A 1,027-nucleotide genomic window follows, 5' to 3' on the forward strand; every position below is an offset into this window, starting at 1 on the left:
GTGCTGCAGCTGAATTGGCGGATCGTTACATTACCGATCGTCACATGCCAGATAAAGCGATTGATGTGATTGATGAGGCTGGTGCGAGTCAGCGTCTTGTGCATGAAAGCAAGCGTAAGAAGCTGATCAATGTGCAGGCGATTGAGGACGTTGTTGCTAAAATTGCACGCATTCCTCCTCGCAACGTTTCTAGCTCTGATAAAGATAAGCTTAAGAATATTGAGCGGGACTTGAAAATGGTCGTGTTTGGGCAGGATTTGGCGATCGAATCTCTTGCAACGGCAATCAAATTGTCACGAGCGGGTTTGAAATCACCAGAGAAACCAGATGGTGCATTCCTGTTTGCTGGTCCAACCGGTGTTGGTAAAACAGAAGTTACTAAGCAGTTGTCGAAGGTAATGGGCGTCGAGCTTGTACGTTTCGATATGTCTGAGTACATGGAGCGTCACACGGTCAGTCGTTTGATTGGTGCACCTCCAGGTTATGTTGGTTACGATCAAGGTGGATTGTTAACGGAAGCTGTTAATAAAAACCCACATTGTATCCTTCTGTTAGATGAGATCGAAAAAGCGCACCCTGAAGTGTTCAACTTGTTACTTCAAGTGATGGATCACGGCACTTTGACTGATAACAACGGACGTAAGACTGACTTCCGTCATGTTGTACTAGTAATGACCACGAACGCAGGTGCGGAGCAGATTAGTCGTCGTTCTATTGGCTTTAGTGAGCAGGACCATACGACAGATGGTATGGAGGCGCTGAATAAGTTGTTTACGCCAGAATTTAGAAACCGTCTGGATAGTATTATTCAATTTGCTCCTTTGGCGCGCGATACTGTTTGCTATGTCGTCGACAAGTTCTTAACGGAACTGCAAGCCCAGCTTGATGAAAAACGCGTTGTTTTGCATGTTGATGATGAAGTGAAAGTGTATCTTGCTGAAAAAGGCTACGACGAAAAAATGGGTGCTCGCCCAATGTCACGTTTGATTCAGGAAGAGTTGAAGAAACCGCTTGCCGAGGAAATCTT

General features: G+C 45.5%; 1 protein-coding gene. It reads left to right on the top strand.

The genetic code is table 11. From position 1 onward, the window contains the following. On the top strand, positions 1–1,027 hold a 1,027-nt coding region (locus A3762_RS01450; RefSeq protein ID WP_156493116.1), incomplete at both ends, for an AAA family ATPase.

Source organism: Oleiphilus sp. HI0125 (assembly GCF_001635355.1).